Origin of the sequence: Rhizobium gallicum bv. gallicum R602sp (assembly GCF_000816845.1) — a bacterium.
GTDB lineage: Bacteria > Pseudomonadota > Alphaproteobacteria > Rhizobiales > Rhizobiaceae > Rhizobium > Rhizobium gallicum.
Map to the genome: position 1 here is coordinate 1,683,233 of NZ_CP006877.1, position 26,222 is coordinate 1,709,454.

Here is a 26,222-nt window from a genome sequence, read left to right on the forward strand (position 1 = left end):
GATGCGCATTCTGCTCACCAATGACGACGGCATCCATGCCGAAGGTCTCGCGGCACTTGAGCGGATTGCGCGCACCCTTTCGGACGATGTCTGGATCGTCGCGCCGGAAACGGATCAGAGCGGCCTGGCTCATTCGCTGAGCCTTTCGGAGCCGCTTCGTCTGCGTCAGGTGGCCGACAAGCATTTCGCGCTCCGCGGCACGCCGACGGATTGCGTCATCATGGGCATCAAGCAGGTGATGGACATCAAGCCTGACCTCGTGCTTTCCGGCGTCAATTCAGGCTCGAACGTCGCCGACGATGTCACCTATTCGGGCACCATCGCCGGCGCGATCGAAGGCACGATGCAAGGCGTGCGCTCCTTTGCGCTGAGCCAGGCCTATAGCTATTCCGACGGCGCGCGCATCGTGCCGTGGGAGGTCGCCGAGGCCCATGCGCCGGCGCTACTCGACAGGCTGATGACGGTCGACCTGCCGGAAGGCACTTTCCTCAACCTCAACTTCCCGAACTGCCGTCCGGCCGATGTTCAGGGTGCCGAAGTCACAGCCCAGGGCAAGCTCGCCTTCAACCTGCAGATTGATGCGCGCTCCGACGGCCGCGGCTTGCCATATTATTGGCTGAAGTTCGGCGAGCGTGGCGGCGCCTTTGCAGAGGGCACGGATATTCACGCGCTGAAGCATAATAAAATTTCGGTAACACCTTTGAAACTGGATCTAACCGATTATTCCGTGAAGGACCGCGTGGCGCGGGCGCTTTCAGGTACGGAGTAGGACGTTTTGACGGCACGGCTGGTCGAGAAGGAAGGTTTTGCGGCGCTCGTCTTGAGGCTGCGGGCGGAGGGTATCTCAGACATCGATCTCCTGACTGCCGTCGAGCAGACGCCGCGCTCGCTTTTCGTGCCGCCGCAATTTTCCGACGACGCCTATTCCACCCGGACGATCCCGATCGAGTGCGGCTCGTTCCTGGAAGGCGTCGATCTTGCCGTCCGCATCCTGCATCTTCTGAAGGTCAAGCCCGGTCAGCGTGTGCTCGAAGTGGGTACCGGCAGCGGCTTCACCGCAGCTGTCATCGGCCGCATCGCCGAGCGCGTGCTGACGATCGACCGCTACAAGACGCTGACGGCCAATGCGCAGCGGCGCATGGATCAGCTCGGCCTTCGCAGCATCGTCGTGCGGCAAGCCGACGGCAGCAACGGCCTGCAGGGCGAGGGGACTTTCGACCGCATCCTGGTGACGGCCGCATTCAATTCCATGCCGCGCTTTTATGCGGACCAGCTCGTCTCCGGCGGTTCGATGATTGCGCCGCTGATGATCTCCGAGGACCAGTGCCGCATGGTCCGGCTGACGAAGACCGGCAGCCGCTTCGAGCGCGACGAGCTTTTCGACGTGCCTTATTTGCCCATCGTGCCGAGATTGGCTTCCCAGCTCTGAAGCCATTTTGCGAGCATTTCCAGTGTGTCCGGCGGCTATGATTTCTCACCCGCAAAACTATGGTTATCAATTCCTCAAAAAAATCGCACTGATTCCAGCGCTTTAACCGGGTGGTAACACTAACGCGCTTTAATATACACACGAATGGTTGAGTTATGAGTGGGTCGAGTCATGCGTTTTAGCGTTTCGCCAAAGTTCGGAAAGCCGGCCGGCAATCTCTTGTTTATTACCTTGCTGGCAAGCACCGCAACGGGCTGCAGTTCGGATGTGACCCGCTTCGGCGGCCTCTTTGCCGGGTCGGGCCAGGATCAGATGACGACCGGTTCTGTACCGAGGCGGAACATGAGTGGCTCGCAGGGGGATCCGGTCCCGAGCGCCGATCTTCAGTCCGGAATGGCGCAGCCCTCATATAGTGCCAGCAATGACGCATTGAACCAGCCTTATCCGGCGGCGACCGGAACGACAAGCTCCAGCGCGCGCCTTGCGTCCGCCCCGGTTTCTGTCCAGCGCACCGAACTTGCCGCGCCGACGGGCGCATCCCCGGCGCCGTCGCGCGAAAAGCAGATCGCCATGGCGCAGCCGTTCCCGGCAGCTTCCTCCGGCTCGCAGGCTCCCCGCCAGAGGCAGGCTGCTCCGAAGCTGGCTGCGCCCGATCCGATGACGACGGGCACGACTCCGAAGGTGTCCGGATGGTCGGCGGCCAACGCGCCTACTGTGTTGGTGCGTCCGGGCGAAAATCTGGCAACGCTGGCCAACCGCTACGGCGTTCCCGAAAAGGAAATCCTCCGCGTCAACAACATGAAGTCGGCCGCTGCCATCAAGCCGGGCGAAACGATCCTCATCCCGACCTTCAACGGCGGCAGGAATGCTGCCAAGGCTTCCGCGCAGGCCGCCGACCTTTCCAAGACCGGTAAGCTTCCGCAGCCGTCGAAGACGCCGGACCAGAACCTCGCGGTGTTGCCGGGCGCAAACGCTGCTCGCGACAAGTCGCAGGCAAGCGCGGATGCTGCCGCGGGCAAGATTGCGGCCGGTGCCGGAAAGGACCCGAATGCAGGCGGCGGCACTTATACGGTCAAGCCGGGCGATTCCCTGGCCAAGATTGCCAAGGCGACCGGCACAAAGATCGATGATCTCAAGGCTGCGAACAACCTTTCCGCAAGCTCGATCCGCATCGGCCAGACACTGGCGATCCCGAACGGTTCTAGTTCCGCCGATCAGACGAAGACTGCGTCCATCCCGGCCAAGGCCGAGCCGAAGCCTGCTGCTCCGGCCGCAGTTGAAACTGCGTCCGCCCAGCCGGCCTCCTACCACGCGCCGGTCGCAACGCAGACTGTCGACGAAGTCGAGAAGAAGTCCGATGTCGCCTCCGCAGCCCCCGAATCGACCGGCATCGGCAAATATCGCTGGCCGGTGCGCGGCGCCGTCATCGCCGCTTACGGCGCGAACGTCAATGGCAGCCGCAACGACGGTATCGACATCTCGGTGCCGCAGGGAACGCCGATCAAGGCCGCCGAAAACGGCGTGGTCATCTATGCCGGTAACGGCTTGAAGGAGCTCGGCAACACCGTCCTCATCCGCCACGACGACGGCACGGTGACCGTCTACGGCAATGCCGACACGCTGAGCGTCGCCCGCGGCCAGAAGATCCAGCGCGGCCAGACCGTCGCCGTCTCGGGCATGAGCGGCAGCGTCAAGCAACCGCAGGTCCACTTTGAAGTCCGCAAGGACGCCTCGCCGGTCAATCCGATCACCTTCCTCGAGTAGGTAAAGCGTCTCGGGGAAGTGCAAAAGCCCGGCTGGCCGCCGGGCTTTTGTCGTTTTGCAGCAGCCGTAGCTCGGCTCAGTCGCGGGCGAGCGCGACGCGCATGCGCCCTGCGAGATCCTGGATGTACTGCCATGCGACACGGCCGGAGCGCGCACCGCGCGTGGTCGCCCATTCCAGCGCTTCCGCATGCATCTTCTTGCGATCGAGCGTCAGCTTGAAATGCTCGGCATAGCCGTCGATCATCATGAGATAGTCTTCCTGGCTGCATTTGTGGAAGCCGAGCCAAAGGCCGAAACGGTCGGAAAGCGATACCTTCTCTTCGACGGCCTCGGATGGATTGATCGCGGTCGACTGCTCGTTCTCCATCATATGCCGTGGCAGCAGGTGGCGACGGTTGGAGGTAGCGTAGAAAAGCACGTTGTCCGGCCGGCCTTCGATGCCGCCGTCAAGCGCTGCCTTGAGCGACTTGTAGGCGGTATCGTCATGGTCGAAGGAAAGGTCGTCGCAGAAAACGATGACGCGATGGGGCACCTCCTTCAGGATATCAAGCAGGGTCGGAAGGCTCGCAATGTCCTCGCGATGCACTTCTACAAGCTTCAGCGAAACGCCGCTTTCGCGCCGCACGTCCTCATGCACGGCTTTGACCAGCGACGACTTGCCCATGCCGCGCGCGCCCCAGAGTAGCACGTTGTTGGCGGCAAATCCCTCGGCAAAGCGCACCGTGTTTTCGTGCAGGATGTCACGCACGTGGTCGACGCCGCGGATGAGCTTCAAGGCAACGCGGTTCGGCCGCGCGACGGGCTGCAGATGCGTGCGGGCAGGCGACCAGACGAAACAGTCGGCGCCGTTCCAGTCGTTGACGCCGGGCGCCGGGCCTGCCAGCCGCTCGACCGCATTGGCAAGCCGCCTCAGCTCCTGCAAGATGACGCTGTTCAATTCTTCGGCCATCGCATGTCCTCCTGAATTTCCTGCCGCGGCATCCGCGCTTGTGGGTTTCGACGCGCAGTAGCATGGCCTTTCCACAGCGGAAAGGTTATGAGACAGGGGAATCGGTACGCCCGCAGGCTGTTTTTGTTGCATTCGTTCTTGCCGCAACTATAGTCCGGCCACCCGAAAAAGAGAGGCGGATATACGCCGCCCGTAGTTGAGGAGCTTATCAATGTTCATCACCCCGGCATTTGCCCAGGCCGCACCGGATGCCGCTGCGTCGCCCTTCGGCTCCGGCTTCGAAATGATCATCCTGTTCGTGCCGCTGATGGTCGTCTGGTACTTCCTGCTGATCCGCCCGCAGCGCGCCCAGGCCAAGAAGCGTGCAGAAACCTTAAGCGCGATCCGCCGCGGCGACCAGGTCGTCACGGCCGGTGGCCTCGTCGGTAAGGTAACGAAGGTCGTCGACGACAAGGAACTTGAAGTCGAAATCGCTGATGGCGTGCGCGTTCGCGTGGTCCGCAGCGGCATCGCCGACGTTCGCGTGAAGGGCGAGCCCGTAAAGGCAGACGCTGCGTAATTCCGGCAGGCAGATCCAGCCGGATCAGAGGTGTCGAGACTGAAATGCTCCATCTTTCCCGTTGGAAAACAGTTCTGATCTGGCTCATTGTCTTTGTGGCGGCGCTCGGCGCCGCCCCAAATCTTTTCACGGACGTCTGGCTGCCGGGCTGGATGCCGCACAAGCGGGTGGCCCTCGGCCTCGATCTTCAGGGCGGTTCGCATATCGTGCTGAAGGCGGAGCGCTCCGACATCGTCAGGAAGCGGCTCGAAAACACCGTTGCGAGCGTGCGCGGCAGGCTGCGCGAAGCAGGAATTCGCTATACGGGCCTCGCCGGCAATGGGCAGACCATTCAGGTCCGCATCACCGATCCGAACCAGATCGATCGGGCCGTCAGCGTTCTGACGCCGCTGACCGCTGCGGCAACCGGAGCCCGGGATCCCGACGTCACGCTCTCGAAAGGCAATGACGGCCAGCTGACATTGCAAATCACCGGCAAGGCGATCGGCCGAAGCCTGTTGGCGGCGCTCACACAATCGGTCGATATCGTTGGCCGCCGTGCCGTCGAGGCAGGCGGGATCGATCCTGTCATCGAAACCCGCGGCCCAGATCGATTGTCCGTGCAGGTGCCGGGTCTCGCCGACCCGCAGCGGTTCAAGGATCTTTCGAGCCAGGATGGCCGGCTTTCCTTCCACCTGATCGATGGCAGCATGTCGCCGCAGGATGCGATGGGCGGCACCGTGCCGGCGCGCTCGCGGATCGTCTATTCGCAGGACGACCCGCCGGACGCCTTTCTTGTAGAGCGCACGGAAGTGCTGTCGTCGGCCGATCTGAGCGATTTCCAGGTCGAGCCTGGCAACGACGAAGAGAGTTCGATCCTCACCTTTCGCATTAATCCCGAGAGTGCCAGGCGATTTGCCGAGCTGACGCAGAAGAATGTGGGGCGGTCCCTCGCGATCCTGCTGGACGATCAGGTCATTGCCGCACCTGATATCGGCGAACCGGTCGCCGGCAATAGGGGCGAGATACCGCTCAACTATTCGCAGGAGGAGACGGAAGACCTCGCCGCAATCTTGCGCTCCGGGGCGCTTCCCGTAACGCTGACGATTGTCGAGGAGCGGACGATCGATCCTGGTCTCGGCGCCGGATCCATCCGCTCCGGCCTCGTTGCAGGGTTTGTCGGCGCCGTTTTCGTGATCGGCCTGATGGTGGCGTTCTACGGTATCCTCGGCGTGATTGCCGGCGCTGCGCTTGTGGTCAACATCATGATGATCCTTGCGGTTCTCAGTCTGTCGGGAGCGCCGCTAACCTTGCCGGGTGTTGCAGGCATCGTGTTGACGATCGGCATTGCGGTCGATGCCACCGTTCTGATCTACGAACGCATCCGCGAAGAGGTCAAAGGCGGCGCGCATCTCGATCAGGCGATCGAGGTAGGTTATTCCAGAGCCTTTATGACCGTCGTCGATGCCAATATCACGACCTTGATTGCCGCCGCGATCCTCTTCTATCTGGGAAGCGATGCCATTCGCGGCTTTGCAGTCACGCTTGCGATCGGCATTCTAACGACAGCGTTCACTGCCTTCCTCTTCACGCGCCCGCTGGTCGTTGCCTGGGTGCGCCACCGCCGCTTCAAGCATCTGCCGAAGAGCGTCCACACCGATCTCTTCGACGGCACGAACATCCGATTCATGGGCATCCGCCGCTACAGCTTCACCGCGCTTGCCGCCCTTTCGCTCGTTTCCATGCTGGCCGTAACGACGATTGGCATGAATCTCGGCATCGATTTCACGGGCGGCTCCGTCATCGAGGTGAGATCAAAGCAGGGACCGGCCGATCTTGAGGATATCCGTTCGCGGCTGAGCCAACTGAATATAGGCGATATCCAGGCCAGGCGCCTTCGCGATGCCTCAAACGCCATCATCCGCATTGAAGCGCAGGGCGGGGGCGAAAATGCCGAGCAGTCGGCAATCACCCTCGTGCGCAGCGAGCTTGCGGACCAGTATGATTTCCGCCGCGTCGAAGTCGTCGGCCCCGCCGTTTCCGGCGAGCTGACGAGGACGGCGACGCTCGGCGTTCTTGCTTCGCTTGCGGCGATCCTCGTCTACATCTGGTTCCGCTTCGAGTGGCAGTTCGCCGTCGGCGCCATCATCGCGACGCTGCATGACGTCATCCTGACGCTCGGCTCCTTCGTCGTCACCGGGATCGAATTCAATCTGACGAGCATCGCCGCATTGCTTGTGATCGTCGGCTATTCGCTGAACGACACCGTCGTCGTTTACGACCGCATGCGCGAAAACCTGAAGCACTTCAGGAAGATGCCGCTACCGATCCTGATCGACGCCTCGATCAACCAGACGCTGTCGCGCACGATCCTGACGTCTGCCACGACGCTGCTTTCGCTGCTCGCGCTCTACCTCTTCGGCGGCGAGGTCATCCGCTCCTTCGCGCTCGTCATGCTTTTCGGCGTTGCCGTCGGAACCTTCTCCTCCATTTATATTGCAGCACCGGTACTGATCCTCTTCAGGCTTCGCCCGAAGACCTTCGACGAGAAAGAGGATGGGGCCACCGATGAAAAATCCGGAAAGGCCACAGTTTGAGCCATGGCTAAAGGCATCGAAATCCGCGAGGCCCATTTCCCCGGCCGCGCTCCCGTCGACACGTACGGAAATGGCGGCTTCCGCTTTGCCGATATGTCGCATCGCGGCTCCATCCTCTGCCTTCCATCCGGCATCTACGGCTGGGACATGGATATGTCGAAGGCGCTCTCCGTGGAGAGTTTCCAGAGAGTGCTGGATGAGGCAGATGACATCGAGGTTCTGCTCGTCGGGACAGGCACCGAGCTTCGCCGCTTGCCGCCGGAGCTGAAGGATGCCCTGAAGGCCCGCGGTATTTCCTCCGACCCGATGAGCACGGGTGCTGCAGTCCGCACCTTCAACATCATGCTTGCAGAATCGCGCGCCGTCGCGGCGGCTCTGATCGCGGTCTGACGATGACGGACAAACCGATGAGCAACCAGGAGATCTGCCTGGCGATGCTGCGCGACAGCGATCGCGACCGCTATCTCGCCTGCCTTTTGTCTCCGCAGGACAAGCGCGGCGCCCTGGCAGCCCTTTACGCCTTCAATGCCGAACTCGCCCGCATCCGAGATCTCGTGCACGAGCCGCTGCCGGGCGAGGTGCGCATGCAATACTGGCGCGACCTGCTGGAAGGCACCGCCCACGGCTCGACCGAGGCCAATCCTGTTGCCGCATCCTTGCTGAGCGCGATCGAAGCCCACCGCCTGCCGCGCCAGACGCTCATCGACATGATCGATGCGCGCATCTTCGATCTCTACGACGATCCGATGGAAACGCGCACCTCACTTGAAGGCTATGCGGGAGAGACGGCCTCCGCGCTGATCCAGCTGGCAAGCCTCGTCTTGTCGGCGGACGAGGCGGCGAAATCTGCCGAGGCCGCGGGCCATGCCGGTGTCGCACAGGCTATTGCCGGCATGCTGCTGCTGATGCCGCTGCACCGCCATCGCGGCCAGCTCTATATTCCGCTCGAAATTCTGAGCGCCACCGGACTCGACCGCGATAGCTTCCTGGCGGGCAAGGACAAGGCACGCATTTCCGCTGCTATCGAAGCCTTCGTCGGTCTTGGCCGCGATCATCTCGCAAAGGCCCGTGCGGTCGTGCTCCCGCCCGCCATTTTCCCAGCCTTCCTGCCTGTGACGCTCGCCGAGCCAATGCTCATGAAGGCGCAGAAGGCTGGCGCTGCACTGTTTGATCAATCGCTGCAACAGCCGCAATGGCGCCGGCAGCTCGGCATGACGCTGGCGCTGATGCGCAAGAAAATCTGAATCTGTTCAAACTCGCGCAAGGCTCGGGCACTATAAGCGGGCAACCGCTAGACCTGAATCGGAGAAAACGGCGTTGAGCATGATCGTCTGGTCCGTCATTTTTGCCCTTGTGATCTTCCTGGCCTTCGTCGCGACCCGCATGGCCGCACGGAACAAGGATGAGGAGGGCTTTCACGATACTGGTCTCGCGATCCTGGAATTCAATCGTGCCTTCCCGCACGAGGCGATCCGCCAGCTTCAGGCGACGGCCGACGGACAGGTGGTTTTCGTGCGACTGCACGACAACAAGGCGGGCTTCATGCGCAATATGCACCGCCACTTCTCCTGCCATGTGCTGGAGCCGGGCAGGGTGCGCGTCGTCAGTTCGGAAACGGGAAGGGGCCTGGTCATCGATTTCCTCGATCACCCGCATCACAACGGCGTTTTCGAATTCGCTTCCGCCAAGGAGTCAGCCGAAGTTTCGCTTTGGCTGCTCGGCAATTACGTCGCCGACGCAGACCTTGCGCTGCCGCCGACCGAAAGGCCGGCAGCCAACAATCAGTAAAACTCAGGCGCTCTCTGCAAAGGGCGCGCTCTGGCCGAGCCATGCAGCGCAATCGGCAAGCGCGCGCTTGGCAATCAGCTGCCGCTTCAGGATGGTCTTGTCCTTGCCGCGGAAGCGCTTGACGCCCTCCGGCTTGACGATCGAGCCAGGCTGCAGGTCCGGAAACAGGCCGAAATTGATGTTCATCGGCTGGAAGGAGCGCTTGCCCGGTTCCTCGTCGGTGACGAGATGCCCGCCGGTGATATGGCCAAGCAGCGAACCCAGAGCCGTGGTCGCCGGCGGCAGCAATACCGCTTCGCCCTTGCGTTCGGCGGCGGCGAAGCGCCCCGCCATCAGCCCGACGCTGGCGCTTTCGACATAGCCCTCGCAGCCGGTGATCTGGCCGGCAAACCGCAGCCCCGGCCGCGACTTCAAGGTCAGCGACGGATCGAGCAGCGTCGGCGAATTGATATAGGTGTTGCGGTGCAGGCCGCCGAGGCGGGCGAATTCGGCGTTCTGCAGGCCCGGGATCATCCGGAAGATTTCCGCCTGTGCTCCGTATTTCAGTTTCGTCTGGAAACCGACCATGTTGTAGAGCGTACCGAGCGCATTGTCCTGACGAAGCTGCACGACGGCATAGGCTTTGACCGATGGGTTGTGCGCGTTGGTCAGCCCCATCGGCTTCATAGGCCCGTGGCGAAGCGTCTCGCGACCGCGCTCCGCCATCACTTCGATCGGCAAGCAGCCGTCGAAATAGGGCGTGCCTTCCCACTCCTTGAAGCCGACGGTGTCACCAGCGATCAGCGCGTCGACGAAGGCATTATACTGCTCCTCGTCCATCGGGCAGTTGATATAGTCCTTGCCGGTGCCGCCGGGACCGACCTTGTCGTAGCGCGACTGATACCAGCAGATATCCATGTCGATGCTGTCGCGATAGACGATCGGTGCAATCGCATCGAAGAAGGCAAGCGCGTCCGCACCCGTTTCCTCCTGAATTGCCGCAGCCAGTGACGGCGCCGTCAGCGGTCCGGTGGCGACGATGGCCAGATCCCACTCCTTCGGCGGCAGCCCGGTCACTTCCTCGCGCACGACGCTGACGAGCGGATGGCCGTTGATCACCTTCGTCACGGCGTCGGAAAAGGCCTCCCGATCGACGGCGAGCGCCCCGCCCGCTGGAACCTGATGCTTGTCGGCACAGGCCATGATGAGCGAGCCTGCCATGCGCATTTCGGCGTGGATCACGCCGACGGCATTGCTCGTCGCGTCGTCGGAGCGGAAGGAGTTGGAGCAGACGAGCTCCGCAAGGCCGTCGGTCTTGTGCGCATCCGTGCCGCGCACGCCACGCATTTCGTGAAGGACGACCGGCACGCCGGCATTGGCAATCTGCCATGCGGCCTCCGAGCCGGCGAGCCCACCGCCGACGACGTGGATAGGGGAATAGGAAGAGGTCTTGTTCATGCGCGGCTGATATCACGCCCGGCGCGAACAGGGAACTCCCGGCGTGAAAAAGCGGAACCAGGCCGCAAATGCCACAAGACTCCGATCCCAAAATTGTGGCTGGCGATTGCACCAGGGTATCGCATGTCGCAGTCGTCGAGGAATTGCCCAGCACTTACTCCTTGGCGTCAATTCCGTCGAATCCATAGGCTCTGAAGGAGAGCGCCACGCGGATCTCGTGACGCTCGTGCCAGTCTATATCGGTGCGGCAGTCTCTGTGAAAAAGCATGGCCTCATGCCGGCACCAGTTCCGTCGCTCCGCACTCGAATTTTGCCGAAACCCTGCCGGTCTGGTTCCGTCGCGACGTCTTCTGCGGTTTGCTTGCAGCAACCAGCGCCGCTGCGGCTTGTTCGGTTTCGCTGACGATCCGCCGCAGAGCCTCGCGCGACTTTTCAGCGAATTTCCGCTGCACTGGATTGTCGTAGCTATATTGCTCGACCATGGCGAAGACCCGTGCAGCCTCCGGCTGGCGGCCTGCCGCCGCCAGTGCCACGCCTTGCTTGTAGTGCGCCTGCGCGTCGTAGGGCGAGCGTTCGACGATGCGGCCGAAAGTCCTCGCAGCCTCCTCGTAACTGCCGAGCGCGAGTTGCGTGTCTCCAAGACGCAGATAGACCGGAACCGGGTCGTCGATGCGGCCGACAAGCGCCGTGAAGCCGGCCTCGGCTTCGTGCAGCTTGCCCTTCTCGAACATCAGGCTCGCCAGCCCGAACTGCGCACCCATATGGCTGGGGACGGTCTCGAGAAGCTGCCGGAACGCCGCTTCGGCAAAAGCTTTGGCGCCGTCGCGGTACATCTGCAGCGCCTGGTCGTAGACGAAGGGGATGCTGCGGGGATGGATCACGTCACCGAGATTGCGACCGCTGCGCGTGCGGAACAATGTACAGCTGATCCGGCGCTCGTCGGGGCCGAACATGTATTTATAGGGCTCGTTGCCGCGCAGGAAGTCGTATGTCTTGAATCCGTCCGCGATCGCCCTGCGAATGCAGTAGCCATGCAGGATGAGGCCAGGCGAGGGCGTCTTCCAGGTCTCGTCGCGGCCGGTGATGTAAAAGAGGATCGACTTCTTCTGCCGGTCGACGATGTTGGCAAGTGCGCCGAGCGGCCGGTCACCGTACCACATCACCGGCACATCGAGATTGCCGTCCTTGAAGCTGTCCATCAGCAATTGGCGCGTCGCGCCGATCAGCCGTTCGGTGCGTTCCTTGCCCTTCCGCCCGATCCACTTCGTGCGCCACAGCTCGAAGAGAATATCGAGGTCGCGGTCAATGGTTTCCGGCGTCGCCATCGTGATGCGATAGTCGTCGTCGCTCTCGACCTTGCGCAGGAAGCGCCGCAGTTTCTGTCGCGTCTGGCTGCTCATCTTCTGTTCCAGATAGTCGTCAAAGCTCGGTGGCAGCGTGACGACCGGGCAGATGCAGTTGTCTATGTTCTCGGGATTTTGCGGGGAGCTGTCGCGGAACATCACCTCCGGCCCCTGCAGCGCGCCAACCAGTGCTTCGCGCCGCTGCGGAGGGCCGCTGAAATATTCCAGCTTCAGATGCGTCCAGTTCTGCCGTTTCAGATAGGCGGCAAATCCGGCGATCGCGTGCTGCTCATAGTCCGGCTGCGCGATGAAGCCAGTATAGTCGGCCGAAAAATTGCCGGCCATGATGATTTCGTCGAAAAAGGCGCCTGTCTTCTTGTCATGCTGGGTGGTGACACGCAGAGGAAAGAAGGCGACGTAGGGAGAGCGATCCTCGCGTTCGCGCAGCGCTAGAATGAACCAGCGTTTGCGATGAAAAAGATAGGACTTGAGCCATATCCAGGACAGGAAGTGCTGCGCATGAGGATCGTCCATATAGACCCGATCCCAATCATCGCGGACAGCCTCGAAGCCGGCCTCGGTGTCGATCACGTCAATGCGCATGGTCCCCTCCCAATACCCATAACACATTCGGGAGGCTTCATTCTAAGGGCAAATGCAGGGCTTCAAATATGCCGTTCGGATGAAAGGTTTGTATTAAATATGATTAGTCGCCGAGGGTTAGGAGCAGGGGCTAAAGCTCGCCGGATACATGCGAGCTTGCGTTGATGAAGCTCCAAAGCGATTGGCTGATCGAGACGATCTCGGCGATCGATTTCTCCAGCGCCGCAATCTCCTTTTCGTCGAGCTGCTCGACCTTGCCGTAGCTGATTTCCTTGTCGTCCTCGACGAAGCGCATCAGTTGCGTGCCGGAGATCTGGCCCTTGTCGTCGAAGGAATAGATGCAGTGGTTATACTTGTTGCGCATCTTGGATTCCTTCTTCATGCGCGACATGGCGTGAAGGACGGCCTTGCGGTCTGCTGCTGGCGTGGAATGCAGCTTAGCGAGGCGCTCGACCAGGTCGATCCTCGCCCGTGTCGTGTTGAGCGTCAGGAACACGACGATCGCCGCGTCCTTCTGGATTTTGAGAAGGTGGGCAATGATGTAGATCAGCAGGCTTTCCGTATTGGTCCAGACATAGTTCAGGCGGCCGACCCGCAGCAGCACGTCAGACATAGCCGCCATGAAAGCCTCCCTCCGTGATCCTCTAGTGAAACGATACTTCAGATCGCCGTGAGAGGCTTTTGATTTCTTTTGCTGACTGCTGCCATCAGCGTTCCTTGAATGCACGCGACATGCTGTCGGTGATCGGTTTCGTCAGATACTCGAAGAAAGTGCGTTCGGATGTCTGGATCAGCACGTCGGCCGGCATGCCAGGCACCGGATGAAAGCCGTGAACCCGGCTGATCTCGTCGTCGGATATTTGGACACGCACGATATAGACATCCTTCACCTGCTGGCCGGCATTCTCCTCGATCGAGTCGGCGGAAACGTAGAAGACGTTGCCGTTGAGCACCGGTGTCGTGCGCCGGTTGAGCGCGGAAAGGCGTATGGCCGCCGTCTGGCCCTCATGTAACTGGTCGATCGACGTGCGCAGTACCTGCGCTTCGATGATGAGCGGCACATGCGCGGGCAGGATTTCCATGATCGGCTTGCCGGTGGTGATGACGCCGCCTGCGGTGTGATAATAGCTGCGCACGACGGTGCCGCTGACCGGCGAGCGGATGACCGTGCGCTCGAGGACGCCTGCTGCTTCGCGAACCTGCTCGCGCACGCTGTCGAGCTCGGATTCGGCGGTTTCCAGCGCGTCGAGTGCGGCCTGCTTATTGGAGTTGACGGCGATGACCGCTTCCTGACGGAACTTGGCGACTTCCGCCTCGCTTTCATTGAGCTCGCCCGTCAGCCGCGATATATCGCCCAATGCATCGGCCATGGCGCGTTCGATCGCCAGAAGGTCGGTCCTGCGCATATAGCCGACCTTGACGAGACGCGCCTTGGAATCGCGCTCTTCGGTCAGAAGAGACAGCTGGCGCTCGAAGGCCTGCCTCTGGCCGTCATATCCCTTGAAGCGGTACTCCAGCGATTTGATGTTCTTCTCGATGAGGTTGAGCTGTTCTTCCAGCTTGATCTGCTTGCTGTGGAAAACAACGTTCTGGCTCTGGATGATCGCGTTGACGTCTGGGTCGCTCGCCTCGGCCATGACGATGTCGGGTATCTTGAAGTGGCGGGCGCCCTGGGCCTCGGCGCGCAGCCGAGCCACGACCGCTTCAAGGCGCAGGCGCCGCAGCTTCAGCATCCGCTCGTTGGAGAGCGCGGCCGTCGGGTCGAGTGTCACCAGAACATCGCCCTCCTTGACGACATCGCCTTCGCTGACGCTCATTTCCTTGATGATACCGCCTTCGAGATGCTGCACGATCTTGTTGTTGCCGGTTGCGACGAAGCTGCCCTGCGCGATGATTGCGGAGGCAAGCGGTGCGGTTGCCGCCCAGAAGCCGAAGCCGCCGAAGGAGGCAAAAAGGACGCCGAGCCCGATGATGCTGTGATAGCGGATGGAGCGCGGCACTTCGCTGTACCATTCGATCGGGTTGCCGGCCGGTTGCGGTTTTCTACTCACCATTGTCGTTACCTTCGATACGCGGCGGCTGCCGGCCGTTATTCTTGGAAAGCGCTTCCATGACCTCGGTACGCTCGCCGAACATGGCGACGGAGCCCTCCTTCAGAAGCAGGATCTTGTCGACGCACTGAAGCAGGGCGGGGCGCTGCGTGATCGTTACCGTCGTGATTCCCTTTTTCTTCGCATGGATAAGGGCACGTGCAAGCGCTGCCTCGCCCTGCGAATCGAGGTTGGAGTTCGGCTCGTCGAGAACGACGAACCTCGGATCGCCGAAGAACGCACGGGCAAGCGCGATACGCTGTTTCTGGCCGCCGGAAAGCGGAGAACCATCGGCGGCAACGATCGTCTCGTAGCCCTGTGGGAAGCTCGCGATCAGCTCGTGCACGTCGGCAAGCACGGCCGCCTCGAAGATCTGCTGGTCTTCGACGTCGTCGCGCATGCGCGATATGTTGGCCTTGATCGTACCGGGAAAGAGCTGAACGTCCTGCGGCAGATAGCCGATGCTTTCGCCGAACTGCCGTTGGTCCCAGTTGCGCAGGTCCATGAGGTCCAGGCGCACGTTGCCGGAAGTCGGCAGAATCGAGCCGACGAGCATCTTGCCGAGCGTCGTCTTGCCGGAGCCGGAATTGCCGATGATCGCCAGCGATTCGCCCTTCTTCAGCGAGAAGGAGATGCCGTTCAGGATCACCTTCTTCTGCGGCGGCGGTACGAAGAGAATACGCTCGACATCCAGCCGGCCTTCCGGATTGGGCAGCCGCAGCCGCGGAAAGTTCAGCGGCGAGGTGATCAGCAGCTGCTTGATTCTGCCGAAGGCAGACGCCGACTTGTTGAACTGCTGCCAGCCTTCGATTGCACCTTCGATCGGCGCCAGCGCGCGGCCCGAAACGATCGAGGCTGCAATCACCATGCCGCCCGTCATCTCGCCCGAAAGCGACAGATGCGCGCCCCAGCCGAGCAGCGCGACCTGCGTGATCATGCGGCAGGCCTTCGAGACGCCGGAAAAGACGATGTTCCGATCCTGCGCCGAGACATGCGATTTCAGCGAGCCGGCCGTCTCTCGGCCCCACATCTTCACCGCCTCGGGGATCATGGCGAGCGCATTGATGATCTGCGAGTTGCGCGACATGGAATCGAGGTGGAAGTTCGCGCGGCTGAGATAACCGTTCGCCTCTGCGAACTGCCGCGCCGTGAACTTCTGGTTCAAATAGGCGATGACGAAGAGCACTGCGCAGCAGGTCATAATGATGAGACCGAGATGTGGATGCACCAGATAGACCACGACGACGAAGAGCGGCATCAGCGGTGCATCGAGAAAGGCGATGAGCGTGCCCGAGGTCAGGAAGGACCGCAACTGCTGCAGATCCTGCAGCGTCTGGTAGTCCCTGCCGTTGCTGTGCAGCGATGCGCGAGCGGCGGCACTCAGGATCGGCGCCCCGAGTTGCACTTCGAGCTCGACCGCCGTGCGCATCAGGATGAAGCGCCGGATCGAATCCATGAAGGCCTGCAGGATGACGGCGCCCAGAACGGCAACCGTGAGCATGACCAGCGTGTCGATCGAACGGCTCGTCAGCACGCGGTCGGAAATCTGGAAGAGATAGAGAGGGATCGCAAGCAGCAATACGTTGATGGCGATCGTGAAGGCCATGACGATGACCATGTTGCGCCGGACAGCTGCAATACCCCTTGCGAGGCTAACGGCAAAGTTCACCGGTTCGCTACGCTTGTGGAAGCTGGCGCCGCCACCGCCACCACCGCCGCCACCGCCAAAATCGGGGGTCTTGCCGTTGTTGCCGCCGTCGTTGCGCTGGCGGCGCTCGTTCTCCCTGATTGGCCCGCGATTGCCGTCGATCGTCTTGCCGAAGGGAATAGCGGGATTGGCCTTTGCCTCGCTCTGATCACCCGGCGTCTTGAGCGGTACGACGGGCGTGTCAGGCGTTGTCTTGGCAACGGTTTGCCCGGCCTTCGCCTGTTCCGTCGACCGCTCGGGACCCGGGATGGCGCGCGAGCCTAGCGGGATCAGCGGGACCGTCTCCTCGGCTGGATTTTCGATCGGCTCGGGGGCTTTTTCGGCCTTCGGCTCGGCGGGCGAAACGGACTGCGCCGGCGCCGTGCGGTTCTCCGTGAGCTTCCGCAGGCTCGCAACGGCTTCGTCGATCGCCGACATGCAGGCACCCGTCAGCGTTTCGTCGACGCGGCCGGTACTGCCAAACCTGAGCGAGCGGTCGGCGGAAAGCGTATGTTTTGAAATATGATTCACGTAACGTCTCCCTCTGGCTCCGGTTAGGCGACGACGGTTTGCATTACATCGGCCGGTTGAGCCAGCGTCCATGAAAGGTCATGACCTGCGTTGATGACCGCGTCCTCGGATCCACCAAGCGGCTCGTCCTCCCCGAGGAATGCGATAACTTCATTGGCGAGATGATCGCTGTTCGGCTGTGACTGCGATGTGTCGTGCTCCACGAGGCCCCCCTGGATCAGGATGGCATCCGAATAGAGCTGGCCGGCAAGGTAGGTCGTCTGGCCGAAGCTGTCATAATCGGTAATCTGCGCGATGTTGACGACCGCATTGCTGCCCGTATCGATCTTTATATCGGCGTCCTGGTTGTGCTCGAGAATGTTCGATACGGCCTGTGTCACGTCGTCGGAATCGCCAAGGATGCTCACCTGCTTGATGATGTTCACATCGTAGAGATTGCCGGTGATGTAGAGGACGTTGAGGCCGATATAGCCTTCGAAATTGCCGTCATGCGATAGCCCCGACGGCATCGCCGCATCGCGGTCCTCGATTGCCTTTTGCGTCTGCACCACATAGTCGGGCATCGCTTCGAAACGGTCGTTTGCGCCGACGTTATGGATGGATGCGAGGTTCCAGATCAGATTGTTGCCGGATTGCACGGTGGCTCCTGGAGCCCCGTCCTCGGCGCGCACCCAGTCGTTGTCGTAGAGAAGGGCGATCTGCGAAATGACATTCATGTCGAGAATGTCGCCGCCGACGATGATCAGGTCGTACTGCATGCCGATGCCGAGGAAGGAGGCAAGGTTGACGGCGGCATTGCCACCTGTCAGCACGGTTGCCTCCGAACCGGTCGTCGTTACGGTCATCGTGTCGTTGTCGCTGATGAAGTGATACTGCTCGATCCAGTTCACGAAGGAAACATCGCCTTCGATCACGCTGACACGCCATGCGGTCGGAAAGATCGTCTCAGCCGCCGGTTCTGCTGTGTCCGGTTTTCCGTCGTCGTAAGTGCTGCGCTCGAAAATCGCGATGTTGTTTGCAACGGTCGTCGCGCTATCGTCACGATTGAAGACGGAAGCGATCTCGTCGCGATCGCTGTAGACGTAAAACTGCGAGATCGCATCGATCTGATGGTAGTTGCCCATCACGGCGGTAAGGGGCGATATGATTGCCGTCTCGGTGATCTCCACCACGTTTGCAAGCACATTCGCGCCTGCGGCCACATCGAGGCTGTTTTCGCTGCCGCCGTCCTGTTCCACGGGTACGTCGCTTTTCTCAGGCTCCGTGGGCGGCGTTGCGATGCCGCGGTCGGGCATGAAGTCGTCGATCGAAGGCGCTTCTTCGACGAGCTGACCATTTACATAACTATAAGTACTAATGCCGTCGATATGGTTGTCTGGGAGTACGATGATCTGCGGTTCGCCGCTTTCCGTCGTCGTGGCGCTGCTCTCGCGCGCCGCCTGGATGTACTCGTGGATATCGTCGGCAATCGCCCGCAGGCCCTCCTGCGTATCGACGCGGTCATAGGAAGAGAAGGGCGTAAAGGCGTCCGCCTTCTCGCTGAATTCCATGAGGCGGTGTGTGACGAAGCTCGTGTCGCGCAGCTGCGGCTGATCGCCGGTCATATTCAGGTGGTCGTCGTCGATCAGCATATTCGCCTGGGCGACATGGCTGATGACCGAGCCTGGTCCCTGGAAGACTTCGAGTTCTTCTTCCTCCTCCTCGCCGGGAAGGTAGATATTGGCCCCGAAGTGTGGAGCGCTGAGATCGCGCGATGCAATCTCGGCCAGCTTCTTCAGGGTCTCTTCGAACACGCCGCCGAAGTGGCGCGGTTCTGCGTAGTTAATATCGTAGCTGACGGATCGGTAATCGACGCCTGGATCGTAATCTTTCAGCTCAAGGTTCGAAATAAAGGCCGGGCTGAAAGCTTCGTCCTCGGACAGCGAAGGATCTGCTTCGCGCGGACGGGCGCCGTCCAGGTAATTGCTTCGCATCCGCGCTTCGTCGGTTGCAGCGCCGAATAAGCCGATGAAATGGGCAACGATTTCCGAAATCTTCTCTGCATGCATGACGGCCCCTCCCGTTCAACACGGTGTCTGGCCCGAAAGGCAGCAAACTCATCGATGACGAGCTATTCATCTCAGCCGCTTCTCAAGCCACCAAACTGCACCGGCGGAATGCCGGTGCAGTTTGTTTGTTTCCGCACTGGTCGGAGGTCAGGCTCCAGAGTCGGCGTCGTCTCCCGCCAGGTTGCCGCCTACGACGCTGCTGTCGAAGGTGTTGGAGAGCAGATTGGCGCCCTGAACGACTTCCAGATGGAAGCCGGAATTGGCAATGATCGCCGAAGCGTCTGCCGTGCTCGTGCCGGTGATGTCGTCGCCTGCACCGCCTGCCCAGCCGGCACCGTCGATGTCGATGCCTTCCGAGCCGAAGGCCTTGCCGCCATCCGCTTCGAGATGGTTGCGGGCTCCTTCGTTGTCCATCTTGATGTTCCAGGCACTGTCCTGGTCGGCTAGATGATTGGCCTGGACAGCGCTGAAGCCGTTGCCGCCAGCACCGAGCGAGCCGTTGAGGATGTTGTCGACATCAAGCGTGAACGAGAAGTTGTCACCGATGTTGAGGTTGCCGCCGGCGATCCCGAGGTTGTCGAAATCCTTGACGTCTTCAAGAACGGCGAAGTCCGTGTCCGTCTTGTTGAAGCTGTCGGTCGTCGTCGTATTGTGGCTGTTGGTATCGGTGATCGTCTTGATATCGGTGTCAGTATCGGTGATCGTCTTGATATCGGTATCGGTAATGGTCTTGATGTCGGTGTCCGTCTTGGTGCTGGTAAACGTGTCGTTGTCGCTGTAAGACTTGCTGTCGTAGCTCCAGTCGTAATCGGTCTTGACGTCCGTATCAGTGATCGTGGTCGTCTTGGTGTTGGTGATGTTGTCGTTGTCGCTGTACGACTTGCTGTCGTAGCTCCAGTCGTATGAGTTGTCGCGGTTGTCGCCGTTGTTGGCATCGACATCGATCTTGGAGTCCACGTCTACATCGACGCTGCTGTCGCTGTTGTTGCGGTTGTCGCCGTTTGCCACACCGCCGACATAGCCCGTGGAGCCGTCATCTACGTCAGTATCATTGATGGCAGTATTGGCGAAGCCGTCGGCAAGTGCGCCGACATTCGTTTCGATCTCGTCGCCACCATTCGGATAATTGTAGCTCATTTCGCATTTCTCCAAAAAAATTCGGAGCAGCTTTCGAAATCCCTTTCATCTCAACGGGATTTTGCTCGCGCTTGCTCCGATACTGTTACAGATCGGCAGATGTAAGCACTACCTTGTCACCTGCGTTTGATGTTCCGGTTTGTAGATCAAACCCTCGTTGAACTGCGCGTTACTAAGTACAAATGCGCAGGTATCCTGATCCGCAATTGTAAGATTGCAGACTTGATGCACGTATTTCTTTGAGTTACCCCAGCTAAGGCGCCGCGATACCGCAGACACTAGGTGGTATTCGACGCCTCCCATGTCGCCATTTGGCAACGATGCGACTGTGGCCGAGAAAATATTTAGTTGATAGATACCAATTCGGGCTAGCGAATCAGAAATTACTGGAAGCAGCCGGAAGTAATCATGGAAAATAGATCAGCGAAGCATTCGGGCATCCAGTGGCGCCCGCGCATACTGATTCCGCAGAGGCCGCTGGCCTGGCGTTCCGAAGGTTCAGTTTGCTGGTTTTGCGGCCAGAACGTTTTTATAAGTAACTTCTTAGTTCGCTGCCAAGAAGGTAAAATACCAAAAATAGTCTGTCGTCTATAATGACACACAAATACCATTTCGAGGCAAAAATATTGGAACATATAGCCCACAAGTTAGCTGTACTTACGCCGATACAACCAGAACAATAGGAAATATCACTTTAAATCTGCAAAAACTAACCCATTTGGGCCATTTATTTTCGTATCTGTTCATATTACCATAATTAAGAAATGGCTAACTAACTAAGACGGAAATTTTTAGGGCACACCTCTTTGGGTGTTTTCACAGTATCGCCCAAAGCATCTGTAACGTGTAACGCTATGGGGAGGCGTAAATGTTCATGACGGCGTCGAAGACGGGGGATGCCGACCAAAGCCGAAAGTTCGGCCCGGCCGGAGATACAATACTGGTCATTGCAAATGCGGATTTATTCTCCGAATGCCTGGCAGAGGCTTTGGCGAAGAAATTCGCAGGCTGCGAAGTGGTCAGCAAGGGCTACTCGAAAGCCATGCTGGAAAACGACGCGAATGACGCCAAGCTCGTACTCTTCTATCATATAGCAAGCCCCGAACTGAACGAGGCGCTTCAGGTCGTGCGGGAAAACCACCCGTCGACGTCGATCGGTCTCGTGGTCGAGGCGATCGACATGCTGGAGCCCTATATAAACCGGCTGGTCGAAGCGCGGGTCATCGATGGCGTGCTGCCGCTCAATCTCCGCCTCGACGTGTTCATGGCGGCGGTCGACCTTCTGATGAAGGGCGGCGAGCATTTCCCATCGGCGCTGCTTAACCGGCTCACGGGCGCACAGCCGGAGAAATCGCTTTACGAGACGAAGTCGGTTGCTGCAGCCGGTGCCGGCACTTTGAGGCTTCGCCAAGGCGATGTCACCGCGCTCACCACCCGCGAAGTGCAGATCCTGGATCTGATCTGCAAGGGTACGCAGAACAAGATCATCGCCGATGAGCTGCACCTTTCCGAAAACACGGTGAAGGTTCACGTACGCAACATCTATAAGAAGATGAATGTCCGCAACCGCACTGAAGCCGCTTCACGCTTCTTCAACAATGAAGCCGGCAACGCATCGGGCAGGTGGCGAAACTAGATCCTCAGGGTCGTCAGGTGGCCGGTCGCGCGAAGCAGCGCGACTTCTGGCCAAACCCGCTCGGCGTGCAGATCCAGGGCGCGGACCCATAATAAACCTTGGACCCCGCGCTCACTGGCGCTGCCGTTTTGTTGCTCGCCACCGCATAGCTGTAGACCTTGCTGCTGCGCGGCACTTTGGTGACCACGGTTTTTGCCGGCTTTGGATTGGACGCAAGTGGCAGGTCGTCATCGACGGCCGCACATGAAATCGGTCCTGCAGCGATGAGCATCAGCCCAAAGGCTAGCGCAGTCCTGCGGACGGCATCCGACGTCCGCATTCCAGTGAAATCGAAGTTCCGCATCGCTCGTTCCCCTCAACAAGGCAGCCTTTTGCCTGCCTTCCGCTCCCATGTCTAGAACGTATTGGTTGAGCGAAGCTTGCATTGTCGATTTTATAGTCAAATCCAACATGGTTAAGCAGGATTAAACACGCCTATATCAACTGTATTAGAAGAGTAATCAATTCGACATAGCCCACTCTTTTCGTATTGACCTAATATAAAAGCCTAATATCATCAACCATAGATAGACTTGAATTGGCGAGTCAGGCCAAAATCTACTCGGATAACTCAAGTATTTATCTATTTTGCTTCGGAGTAAATCTGGAGACTGAAGGAGATCTATTAAAAAATAAGGATCAGTGTTCTTGGTCCTATTGGGAAGGGGTTTGTAATGCGTAGTTTCGTTCCCAACGAAATATGTTCCGGTTATGATAATCTATCGGGCCGGACACCGAAGAAAGTGCTCGTCAACGGAGGCGCGGGATTCCTCGGCTCCCATCTTTGCGAGCGGCTTCTCAAGGGCGGTCACGAAGTTATCTGTCTGGATAATTTCTCGACCGGCCGCCGATCCAACGTCCACCATCTCCGGCCATTTTCACGTTTTCGGATCATCGAGCACGATGTTCGCAGTCCGTTTGACGTGGATGCGGCGCTGATTTTCAACTTCGCGTCTCCGGCATCTCCGCCCGATTATCAGCGCGATCCGGTTGGAACCTTGCTCACCAATGTGCTCGGCGCCGTCAATGCGCTCGATCTCGCGCGGCGCAACGGGGCGACGATCGTGCAGTCCTCGACCTCCGAGGTCTACGGCGATCCGGAGCACAGCCCGCAGCGGGAGAGCTATTGCGGCAACGTCAACCCGGTCGGTCCGCGTGCCTGCTATGATGAGGGCAAGCGCAGTGCCGAGACGCTGTTCTTCGACTACCATCGAACCTACGGCGTCGATATCCGGGTCGGGCGGATATTCAACACCTACGGGCCGCGCATGCGTCCGGATGACGGCCGCGTGGTCTCGAATTTCATCGTCCAGGCGCTGCAGAACAAGAACATTACCATCTACGGCGATGGCTCGCAGACCCGTTCCTTCTGCTATGTCGACGATCTGATCGAGGGCTTCCTTCGTTTCTCGAACGCCGGGAAGAAATGCACCGGGCCGATCAATCTCGGCAATCCGGCCGAAATCCCGGTGCGCCAGCTCGCCGAGGTGATCCGCGAGATGACGAACTCGCGCTCGCGCATCGTTCATCTGCCTCGGGTGACCGATGACCCGAAACAGCGGCGGCCGGATATCTCGCGGGCACAGGCAAAACTCGGCTGGCAGCCGCGTGTCGCGCTGGAAGTCGGCCTTGGAAGGACGATCGAATATTTCGAGGCACGTCTTTCCGCGGCAAAGGTAGCGGAGGCCGTATGAGATGTCTCCCTACATCATCGTCACGGGTGGTGCCGGCTTCATCGGCAGCCACATCTGCAAGACGCTGGCCGGCGCGGGGTTCACGCCGGTCGCATATGACAATCTCTCGACCGGACATCAGGATGCCGTTCGCTGGGGTCCGTTGATCGATGCCGACATCGCCGATGTCGGTTCCCTGAAAAAGGCGCTCGGCCGGTTCGAGCCGGTATGCGTCATCCATTGCGCGGCGAATGCCTATGTCGGCGAGTCGGTCGCAGATCCGCGCAAGTATTATCGCAACAATGTTTCCGGCAGCCTTGCGCTTTTGGAAGCATGCCTGGACCAGCAAGTCGATCGCATCGTCTTTTCGAGCAGTTGCGCGACCTATGGCATTCCGGCGGCATTGCCGATCCGCGAGGAGATGGTTCAGCTGCCGGTCAATCCATACGGACGCACGAAACTGATCTTCGAAATGGCGCTGGAGGATTATGCCGCCGCCTATGGCCTTCGTTTCGTGTCGCTGCGTTATTTCAATGCCGCCGGCGCCGATCCGCAGGGCGATCTTGCCGAGCGTCATGAACCTGAAACGCATCTCATCCCGCGCGCGTTGCTTGCGGCTGCACACCGTCTGCCGTGCCTGGAGGTTTTCGGCAATGACTACGAGACCGAGGATGGCACCTGTGTTCGCGATTACATCCATGTCAGCGATCTCGCGCAGGCCCACCTTGCCGCCGTCGACTACCTTGCAAGCGGCGGTGAAACGCTGCGGGTCAATCTCGGCTCCGGCCATGGCACCTCCGTCGGCGAGATACTGAGCGCCATCCATCGCATCACCGGACACGAGGTTCCCGTACACTACGATATCCGCCGTGCCGGCGACCCGCCGGTGCTTTTTGCCGATACCGCACGGGCGCGGGCGGTTCTCGGCTTCACGCCGCAGTTCTCCGACATCGACACGATCATCCGCACGGCGAGCCCGACCTTCGGTCTGGAGGTGCGCGCATGAACGTAGCGCCATTCGTGACCAGACAGAGAAGGGCGACGGCGCCTCGTGCTGCCAGACAGGACGCGCTCGAACCCATCTTTGCAGGCTGGAGCCGCGCCGCCTACTGGTTCGGCGTCGCCTGCTGGCTCGCCGCGCTTGCCTATTTCTGGACATGGTGGCTGCAGCCCGCCCATGTGATCTCGACGCCAGCATTCATCATCACGACGGCGACCGTTGCCTGGGTCACGCTGATCCCGGCCTATTTCATTTTCATCTTCGTCAATGCAAAGCGGATGAAGCCTTCGGCAGCCGTCCCCACGGGCCGCGTCGCCATGGTGGTGACCAAGGTGCCGTCCGAGCCCTTCGAGGTAGTGCGGAAGACATTGCTCGCCATGCTGGATCAGAAAGGCGTCGAGTTCGACATCTGGCTCGCCGACGAGGATCCGGCGGAAGAGACGAAGCGCTGGTGCGCCCGGCATGGCATCTACATTTCGACGCGCAAGGGGGTTGCCGCCTATCACGGGACTGAGTGGCCGCGCCGGACGCGCTGCAAGGAAGGCAACCTCGCTTATTTTTATGATCGCTACGGTTATGACCGCTATGATTTCGTGGCGCAGTTCGATGCCGACCATGTACCGGAGCCGACCTATCTGCAGGAAGTCATGAAGCCCTTCGCCGATCCGCGCGTCGGCTATGTCTCGGCTCCCAGCATCTGCGATGCGAATGCCGCCGACAGTTGGGCCGCAAGAGGCAGGCTTTACGCCGAGGCAAGCCTCCATGGTTCGCTTCAGGCGGGTTACAATGACGGCTGGGCCCCGCTCTGCATTGGCTCGCATTATGCCGTGCGCACCGCAGCGTTGCGTCAGATCGGCGGCCTCGGGCCGGAACTTGCCGAAGATCACTCGACGACGCTGATGATGAATGCCGGCGGATGGCGCGGCGTGCATGCGCTCGATGCGATCGCCCATGGCGACGGCCCGGCGACGTTTGCCGATCTCGTCGTCCAGGAATTCCAGTGGTCGCGGAGCCTGGTGACGATCCTGCTGCAATATTCGCGCACTTACGTGCCGAAGCTGCCGCTGAAGCTGAAGTTCCAGTTCCTGTTTTCGCAGGTCTGGTATCCGCTGTTTTCGGCGTTCATGGCGCTGATGTTCGCCTTGCCGGTCCTGGCCCTGCTGACAGGTCACGTCTTCGTCGGCGTCACCTATCCGGACTTCCTGCTGCATTTCTCGCCGCTGTCTCTGGTGCTGGTTGCGCTTGCTCTCTTCTGGAGGCGCAGTGCGACTTTCCGGCCATATGACGCCAAGCTTTTCGGCTGGGAAGGCATTGCCTTCGTTCTCCTACGCTGGCCGTGGTCGCTTGCCGGAACCCTGGCTGCTCTGCGCGATCACGTCTCCGGCTCCTTCGTCGATTTCCGCATCACGCCGAAGGGCACGCAAGCGCAGAGGACGCTGCCGGCGCTCGTTCTGCTTCCCTATGTGCTGCTGGCGGGTATTTCCCTTGCCGCGATGGTGCTGGCACCTGCCGAAGGCGCTGCCCGCGGCTTTTATATCTTCGCCGGCATCAACGCCGTGATCTATGCCGCGCTGACCATGCTGATCGTTGCGCATCACGCACGCGAGAACGGCTTGCCGCTTATGCCCCGCTCACGCGATCTAAGGCTCGTGGCGGCCAGCGCGCTGACGCTTCTTGTCGCCGGCAGCGGCGAAATCCGCCTGCACGGCCTGAGCAGTCTCGAAGCGCTGTCGCATGGCCAGGACATCGTCAGTTTCACGGAAGCAAAATTCGCAGTCGCAGGCGCCGGTCTCGGCGGCGGCAAGACGCGGATCGTCAAATTCCGCTTCAAGTGGAATGGGTTCCGGCAGCAGGCTGCCGCAGGATCAACGAGAGTGGAGCCGAGCGCGTAGAGTCAAAGCCATGTCGGCGGGTGCGCTTCGGTTGAAGGAGG

21 protein-coding genes are annotated in these 26,222 nt (G+C 60.2%); 12 read left to right on the forward strand and 9 right to left on the reverse strand.

Annotated features, from left to right (window positions below):
• The first annotated feature begins 1 nt into the window (after position 1).
• The 3 genes from surE to RGR602_RS08385 all read left to right on the forward strand — a co-directional run bounded on the left by surE (position 2) and on the right by RGR602_RS08385 (position 3,193).
• Positions 2 to 769: a 5'/3'-nucleotidase SurE gene (gene surE / locus RGR602_RS08375; protein WP_039844715.1), complete on the forward strand. Its 768-nt coding sequence runs from the start codon at positions 2 to 4 to the stop codon at positions 767 to 769.
• Positions 770 to 775: 6 nt separating this feature from the next.
• The gene (locus RGR602_RS08380; RefSeq protein WP_039844716.1) at positions 776 to 1,429 is read left to right on the forward strand and encodes a protein-L-isoaspartate(D-aspartate) O-methyltransferase; all 654 of its coding nucleotides are present in this window, start codon (positions 776 to 778) and stop codon (positions 1,427 to 1,429) included.
• Positions 1,430 to 1,600: 171 nt separating this feature from the next.
• Positions 1,601 to 3,193, forward strand: a complete 1,593-nt coding sequence (locus RGR602_RS08385; protein ID WP_039844717.1) for a LysM peptidoglycan-binding domain-containing M23 family metallopeptidase — start codon at positions 1,601 to 1,603, stop codon at positions 3,191 to 3,193.
• Positions 3,194 to 3,269: 76 nt separating this feature from the next.
• Here the strand turns inward: RGR602_RS08385 and RGR602_RS08390 are convergent, their stop codons facing one another.
• The gene (locus RGR602_RS08390; protein ID WP_039844718.1) at positions 3,270 to 4,142 is read right to left on the reverse strand and encodes an ATP-binding protein; all 873 of its coding nucleotides are present in this window, start codon (positions 4,140 to 4,142) and stop codon (positions 3,270 to 3,272) included.
• Between the two features lie 211 nt (positions 4,143 to 4,353).
• On the opposite strand from RGR602_RS08390, the gene yajC reads away from it, so the two are divergent.
• The 5 genes from yajC to RGR602_RS08415 all read left to right on the forward strand — a co-directional run bounded on the left by yajC (position 4,354) and on the right by RGR602_RS08415 (position 9,065).
• Positions 4,354 to 4,701 carry a preprotein translocase subunit YajC gene (yajC, locus tag RGR602_RS08395; protein WP_039844719.1) on the forward strand — a complete coding sequence of 116 codons (348 nt, stop codon included), beginning with the start codon at positions 4,354 to 4,356 and terminating at the stop codon, positions 4,699 to 4,701.
• A gap of 44 nt (positions 4,702 to 4,745) precedes the next feature.
• The gene (gene secDF, locus RGR602_RS08400; protein WP_039844720.1) at positions 4,746 to 7,277 is read left to right on the forward strand and encodes a protein translocase subunit SecDF; all 2,532 of its coding nucleotides are present in this window, start codon (positions 4,746 to 4,748) and stop codon (positions 7,275 to 7,277) included.
• 3 nt (positions 7,278 to 7,280) lie between these two features.
• On the forward strand, positions 7,281 to 7,667 hold the full coding sequence (locus tag RGR602_RS08405) for an Mth938-like domain-containing protein (protein ID WP_039844721.1): 387 nt from the start codon (positions 7,281 to 7,283) through the stop codon (positions 7,665 to 7,667).
• Positions 7,668 to 7,684: 17 nt separating this feature from the next.
• Positions 7,685 to 8,521: a phytoene/squalene synthase family protein gene (locus RGR602_RS08410; protein ID WP_407692043.1), complete on the forward strand. Its 837-nt coding sequence runs from the start codon at positions 7,685 to 7,687 to the stop codon at positions 8,519 to 8,521.
• A gap of 73 nt (positions 8,522 to 8,594) precedes the next feature.
• Complete coding sequence (locus RGR602_RS08415; RefSeq protein WP_039844723.1) at positions 8,595 to 9,065, forward strand: hypothetical protein; 471 nt, start codon at positions 8,595 to 8,597, stop codon at positions 9,063 to 9,065.
• Between the two features lie 3 nt (positions 9,066 to 9,068).
• Here RGR602_RS08415 and trmFO read toward each other — a convergent pair whose 3' ends face one another.
• The 7 genes from trmFO to RGR602_RS08450 form a co-directional block, all read right to left on the reverse strand.
• On the reverse strand, positions 9,069 to 10,502 hold the full coding sequence (trmFO, locus tag RGR602_RS08420) for a methylenetetrahydrofolate--tRNA-(uracil(54)-C(5))-methyltransferase (FADH(2)-oxidizing) TrmFO (RefSeq protein WP_039844724.1): 1,434 nt from the start codon (positions 10,500 to 10,502) through the stop codon (positions 9,069 to 9,071).
• A 272-nt stretch (positions 10,503 to 10,774) separates the two neighbouring features.
• Complete coding sequence (locus RGR602_RS08425) at positions 10,775 to 12,448, reverse strand: GNAT family N-acetyltransferase (RefSeq protein WP_039844725.1); 1,674 nt, start codon at positions 12,446 to 12,448, stop codon at positions 10,775 to 10,777.
• A 130-nt stretch (positions 12,449 to 12,578) separates the two neighbouring features.
• A complete protein-coding gene (locus RGR602_RS08430) occupies positions 12,579 to 13,070 on the reverse strand; it encodes a hypothetical protein (protein WP_039844726.1) in 492 nt (163 codons plus the stop codon).
• 85 nt (positions 13,071 to 13,155) lie between these two features.
• Entirely contained in the window at positions 13,156 to 14,502 is a 1,347-nt protein-coding gene (locus tag RGR602_RS08435) for an HlyD family type I secretion periplasmic adaptor subunit (protein WP_052451511.1), read from the reverse strand.
• On the reverse strand, positions 14,492 to 16,756 hold the full coding sequence (locus RGR602_RS08440) for a type I secretion system permease/ATPase (protein ID WP_039844727.1): 2,265 nt from the start codon (positions 16,754 to 16,756) through the stop codon (positions 14,492 to 14,494). The genes RGR602_RS08435 and RGR602_RS08440 overlap by 11 nt, the downstream gene beginning before the upstream one ends.
• A gap of 23 nt (positions 16,757 to 16,779) precedes the next feature.
• Positions 16,780 to 18,804: a hypothetical protein gene (locus RGR602_RS08445; RefSeq protein ID WP_039844728.1), complete on the reverse strand. Its 2,025-nt coding sequence runs from the start codon at positions 18,802 to 18,804 to the stop codon at positions 16,780 to 16,782.
• A 147-nt stretch (positions 18,805 to 18,951) separates the two neighbouring features.
• Positions 18,952 to 19,941: a hypothetical protein gene (locus RGR602_RS08450; RefSeq protein ID WP_039844729.1), complete on the reverse strand. Its 990-nt coding sequence runs from the start codon at positions 19,939 to 19,941 to the stop codon at positions 18,952 to 18,954.
• A gap of 868 nt (positions 19,942 to 20,809) precedes the next feature.
• Between RGR602_RS08450 and RGR602_RS08455 the strand changes: the two genes are divergently transcribed.
• Positions 20,810 to 21,577, forward strand: a complete 768-nt coding sequence (locus tag RGR602_RS08455) for a helix-turn-helix transcriptional regulator (RefSeq protein WP_039844730.1) — start codon at positions 20,810 to 20,812, stop codon at positions 21,575 to 21,577.
• 13 nt (positions 21,578 to 21,590) lie between these two features.
• On the opposite strand, the gene RGR602_RS08460 is transcribed toward RGR602_RS08455, so the two are convergent.
• Entirely contained in the window at positions 21,591 to 21,920 is a 330-nt protein-coding gene (locus RGR602_RS08460) for a hypothetical protein (RefSeq protein WP_052451512.1), read from the reverse strand.
• Between the two features lie 370 nt (positions 21,921 to 22,290).
• Between RGR602_RS08460 and RGR602_RS08465 the strand changes: the two genes are divergently transcribed.
• The 3 genes from RGR602_RS08465 to RGR602_RS08475 are packed head-to-tail and all read left to right on the forward strand — an operon-like array spanning position 22,291 to position 26,181.
• Positions 22,291 to 23,310, forward strand: a complete 1,020-nt coding sequence (locus tag RGR602_RS08465; RefSeq protein ID WP_039844731.1) for a UDP-glucuronic acid decarboxylase family protein — start codon at positions 22,291 to 22,293, stop codon at positions 23,308 to 23,310.
• 1 nt (position 23,311) lies between these two features.
• A complete protein-coding gene (gene galE, locus RGR602_RS08470) occupies positions 23,312 to 24,295 on the forward strand; it encodes a UDP-glucose 4-epimerase GalE (protein WP_039844732.1) in 984 nt (327 codons plus the stop codon).
• Positions 24,292 to 26,181 (forward strand): glycosyltransferase family 2 protein, encoded by a 1,890-nt coding sequence (locus RGR602_RS08475; RefSeq protein ID WP_039844733.1) that lies wholly within the window; start codon positions 24,292 to 24,294, stop codon positions 26,179 to 26,181. Before galE ends, RGR602_RS08475 begins: the two co-directional genes overlap by 4 nt.
• Positions 26,182 to 26,222 lie beyond the last annotated feature (41 nt).

Excerpts from the sequence above, each read along its gene's own strand:
- surE (WP_039844715.1), top strand. The coding sequence starts at position 2 with ATGCGCATTCTGCTCACCAATGACGACGGCATCCATGCCGAAGGTCTC.
- RGR602_RS08385 (WP_039844717.1), top strand. The coding sequence starts at position 1,601 with ATGCGTTTTAGCGTTTCGCCAAAGTTCGGAAAGCCGGCCGGCAATCTC.
- RGR602_RS08390 (WP_039844718.1), bottom strand. The coding sequence starts at position 4,142 with ATGGCCGAAGAATTGAACAGCGTCATCTTGCAGGAGCTGAGGCGGCTT.
- yajC (WP_039844719.1), top strand. The coding sequence starts at position 4,354 with ATGTTCATCACCCCGGCATTTGCCCAGGCCGCACCGGATGCCGCTGCG.
- secDF (WP_039844720.1), top strand. The coding sequence starts at position 4,746 with ATGCTCCATCTTTCCCGTTGGAAAACAGTTCTGATCTGGCTCATTGTC.
- RGR602_RS08405 (WP_039844721.1), top strand. The coding sequence starts at position 7,281 with ATGGCTAAAGGCATCGAAATCCGCGAGGCCCATTTCCCCGGCCGCGCT.
- RGR602_RS08410 (WP_407692043.1), top strand. The coding sequence starts at position 7,685 with ATGAGCAACCAGGAGATCTGCCTGGCGATGCTGCGCGACAGCGATCGC.
- trmFO (WP_039844724.1), bottom strand. The coding sequence starts at position 10,502 with ATGAACAAGACCTCTTCCTATTCCCCTATCCACGTCGTCGGCGGTGGG.
- RGR602_RS08425 (WP_039844725.1), bottom strand. The coding sequence starts at position 12,448 with ATGCGCATTGACGTGATCGACACCGAGGCCGGCTTCGAGGCTGTCCGC.
- RGR602_RS08430 (WP_039844726.1), bottom strand. The coding sequence starts at position 13,070 with ATGGCGGCTATGTCTGACGTGCTGCTGCGGGTCGGCCGCCTGAACTAT.
- RGR602_RS08435 (WP_052451511.1), bottom strand. The coding sequence starts at position 14,502 with ATGGTGAGTAGAAAACCGCAACCGGCCGGCAACCCGATCGAATGGTAC.
- RGR602_RS08445 (WP_039844728.1), bottom strand. The coding sequence starts at position 18,804 with ATGCATGCAGAGAAGATTTCGGAAATCGTTGCCCATTTCATCGGCTTA.
- RGR602_RS08450 (WP_039844729.1), bottom strand. The coding sequence starts at position 19,941 with ATGAGCTACAATTATCCGAATGGTGGCGACGAGATCGAAACGAATGTC.
- RGR602_RS08455 (WP_039844730.1), top strand. The coding sequence starts at position 20,810 with ATGTTCATGACGGCGTCGAAGACGGGGGATGCCGACCAAAGCCGAAAG.
- RGR602_RS08460 (WP_052451512.1), bottom strand. The coding sequence starts at position 21,920 with ATGCGGAACTTCGATTTCACTGGAATGCGGACGTCGGATGCCGTCCGC.
- RGR602_RS08465 (WP_039844731.1), top strand. The coding sequence starts at position 22,291 with ATGCGTAGTTTCGTTCCCAACGAAATATGTTCCGGTTATGATAATCTA.
- galE (WP_039844732.1), top strand. The coding sequence starts at position 23,312 with ATGTCTCCCTACATCATCGTCACGGGTGGTGCCGGCTTCATCGGCAGC.
- RGR602_RS08475 (WP_039844733.1), top strand. The coding sequence starts at position 24,292 with ATGAACGTAGCGCCATTCGTGACCAGACAGAGAAGGGCGACGGCGCCT.